2 protein-coding genes are annotated in these 3,189 nt (G+C 74.7%); both read left to right on the top strand.

The window, feature by feature from the left end:
- Positions 1 to 647: 647 nt before the first annotated feature.
- Positions 648 to 2,432, top strand: coding sequence for a 3-hydroxyacyl-CoA dehydrogenase family protein (locus C6N75_RS24260; protein ID WP_105871029.1), 1,785 nt, complete (start codon positions 648 to 650; stop codon positions 2,430 to 2,432).
- A 127-nt stretch (positions 2,433 to 2,559) separates the two neighbouring features.
- A partial coding sequence (locus C6N75_RS24255) for a TetR family transcriptional regulator (protein ID WP_258177588.1) occupies positions 2,560 to 3,189 on the top strand: 630 nt, incomplete at its 3' end.

Raw genomic sequence — 3,189 nt, 5'->3', positions numbered from 1 at the left:
GGGCCGGGTGGGGTTCATGGCGGTCAGTATTCAGGGGTCGGGCGACGCAGGTCACAGGATTCGGACACTTCCCGGGGCTGGCGCGCTCGTTACCCGCTGGTTAAGCTCAAGTGAGCGGGCGACACCCGCGTTTCTCGTGGCGGCCTGGTGACGCAGCCGCCGCGAGCGCCAGTCGGTTCGGCATGCGCGGTGCGGCCCCGGGACAGGGCCCGCCGCATTCTCCTCCCGCGACCGCGTGCGGCCGCGCGGCGGGCCTTGCGCCCGCCGCCCGGACCCTCCCGTGCGCGCCGCGGCTCCACCCGCCGCCTGCCCGGGCGCACCCTGTTCGACCACCGCTCCCGGGCATGCCCCGACCGCGGGCCACCGGGCGTGCGGACGGCGTGCGCGTCGCGATCCGGCGGACGAGTCGCCGACCGGCGCCGGGACGGCCGGACGGTTCCGCTCCGGCGCGCACGCCCACGCCCTGTTCCCCGCATCCGGCACCTCGGCTCCCGGCATCTCGCGTTCCGTCCGCGGGCCGCAGCCCTCACCGGCCACGCGGCCGCCGGCCCTCACCGGCGTCCCGCGCGTCCCGCGCGTCCGTCCCGCACCCTCGCACCGCCGGGCGCGCGTCCCTCATCAGTCGTCACTCACCCTGGAGTCCCCTGATGGACACCCCTCTCTCCACCATCGCCGTCGTCGGTCTCGGCACCATGGGCGCCGGCATCGCCGAGGTCCTGGCCCGCGCCGGCCGCGAGGTCGTCGGCATCGACGTCAGCGAGGCCGCCGCCCGCCGGGCCGCGGACGCGCTCGCCGCCTCCACGGCCCGCTCGGTGGCCCGTGAGCGGCTCACCGAGGAGGAGCGGCGCGAGGTGCTCGCCCGCTTCCGCACCTTCACCGATCTGCGGGCGGCCTCCGACGCCGACCTGGTCATCGAGGTGGTGCCGGAGACCTACGAGATCAAGCAGGAGGTGTTCCGGGCGCTGGACGCCGTCGTCCGGCCGGACACCATCCTGGCCACCGGGACCAACGCGCTGTCGGTGACGCGGCTGGCCGCGGAGTCGGCGCGGCCGGAGCGCGTGCTGGGCCTGCACTTCTTCAACCCGGCGCCGGCGATGAAGCTGGTCGAGGTGGTGTCGTCGGTGCTGACCTCTCCGGCGGCGGTGGCGACCGTCACCGAGCTGGCGCACGCGCTGGGCAAGGAGCCGGTGGCGGTCGGCGACCGGCCCGGGTTCGTCGCCGACGGACTGCTGTTCGGCTACCTCAACCAGGCCGCCGCGATGTACGAGGCGAAGTACGCGTCCCGGGAGGACGTCGACGCCGCGATGCGGCTGGGCTGCGGGCTGCCGATGGGGCCGCTGGCGCTGCTGGACCTGATCGGCGTGGACACCGCGCGCACCGTGCTGGACGCCATGTACGCCGAGTCCCGGGACAAGCTGCACGCGCCGGCGCCGATCCTGCGCCAGTTGGCCGACGCCGGGCTGACCGGGCGCAAGTCCGGACGCGGCTTCTACACGTACGAGGCCCCGGGCAGCCCGGTGGTGGTGCGGGACGCGCTGACCCCGCAGGAGGAGGGCGCCGGGACGGCCCCGGCGCGGGAGGTGCGCTCGGTGGGCGTCGCCGGGTCGGGGACGATGGCGAGCGGTATCGCCGAGGTGTTCGCCAAGGCCGGGTACGAGGTGGTGCTGGCGGCCCGGTCGCAGGAGAAGGCGGAGGCGGCCAAGGGGCGGATCGCCGGGTCGCTGACGCGGTCGGTGGCCAAGGGGCGGCTGTCGGCGCAGGACGCGGAGGCGGTGCTGGCGCGGATCTCGCCGGCCGGTTCGCTGGAGGCGTTCGCCGAGGTGGACCTGGCGGTGGAGGCGGTCGCCGAGGACCTGGCCGTGAAGCAGGAGCTGTTCGCGGCGCTGGACAAGGTGTGCCGGGCGGGTGCGGTGCTGGCCACCACCACCTCCTCGCTGCCGGTGGTGGCCTGCGCCCGCGCGACCTCCCGGCCGCAGGACGTCATCGGGATGCACTTCTTCAACCCGGCGCCGGCGATGAAGCTGGTGGAGGTGGTGCGGACGGTGCTGACCGCGGACGACACGCACGCCACGGTCCGCGCGGTGACGGCGAGGATCCGCAAGCACCCGGTGGACTGCGGGGACCGGGCCGGGTTCATCGTGAACGCGCTGCTCTTCCCGTACCTGAACAACGCGATCAAGATGGTGGAGCAGCACTACGCCACGCTCGACGACATCGACGCGGCGATGAAGCTGGGCGGCGGGTACCCGATGGGCCCCTTCGAGCTGCTGGACGTAGTGGGGCTGGACGTCTCGCTGGCGATCGAGCAGGTGCTGCACCGCGAGTTCCGCGACCCGGGTCTGGCCCCGGCGCCGCTGCTGGAGCACCTGGTGGCGGCCGGCTGCCTGGGCCGCAAGACCGGGCGCGGCTTCCGCGAACATGCCCGGCGCTGACCCGTACGGGGAGTGGGGAGGGCTGCTCGGGCCCTCCCCGCGCCCGTCCGGGTCGGGCGAGGGGGAGCCCCCGGCCGGGCGTGGACCTCGGGCGCGCTCTCCCGCCCGTATGCAGTACGTTCATGGCATGTCCCAGCCCGCCAGGTCACCCCGTGCCACCTCCTCGCAGTCTCCGCAGCCCTCGCGGGCGTCCCGGACCGAGCCGCCGGAGAGCACCGCGGGCGGCCGGGCGGCCGCGCAGCGGCTGAAGATGCGGCGGGAGCTGGCGGCCGCGGCGATGGAGCTGTTCGCGACCAAGGGGTACGAGGCGACGACGGTCGACGAGATCGCCGCGGCGGCCGGGGTGGCACGGCGCACGTTCTTCCGGCACTTCCGGTCCAAGGAGGAGGCGATCTTCCCGGACCACGACGACACGCTGGTGCGGGCGGAGGCGGTGCTGAACGCGGCGCCAGCGCACGAGCACCCGCTGGACACGGTGTGCCGGGGGATCAAGGAGGTCATGAAGATGTACGCGGCCTCCCCCGCGGTCTCGGTGGAGCGCTACCGGCTGACCCGTGAGGTGCCGACGCTGCGGGAGCGGGAGATCGCCTCGGTGGCCCGCTACGAGCGGCTGTTCACGCGCTATCTGCTGGGCCATTTCGACGAGCGCGACCACCACGACGGCAACGACGACCCGCTGCTGGCGGAGGTCGCCGCCTCGGCCGTGGTGACGGCGCACAACCATGTGCTGCGGCGCTGGCTGCGGGCGGGCGGGCAG

Source organism: Streptomyces solincola (genome assembly GCF_002982015.1).
Classification (GTDB): domain Bacteria; phylum Actinomycetota; class Actinomycetes; order Streptomycetales; family Streptomycetaceae; genus Streptomyces; species Streptomyces solincola.
The sequence above is the reverse complement of the archived record's forward strand: the minus strand, read 5'-3'. Positions and strand labels throughout refer to the sequence as shown.

Coding starts and splice junctions, on each gene's coding strand:
- C6N75_RS24260 (WP_105871029.1), top strand. CDS start 648: ATGGACACCCCTCTCTCCACCATCGCCGTCGTCGGTCTCGGCACCATG.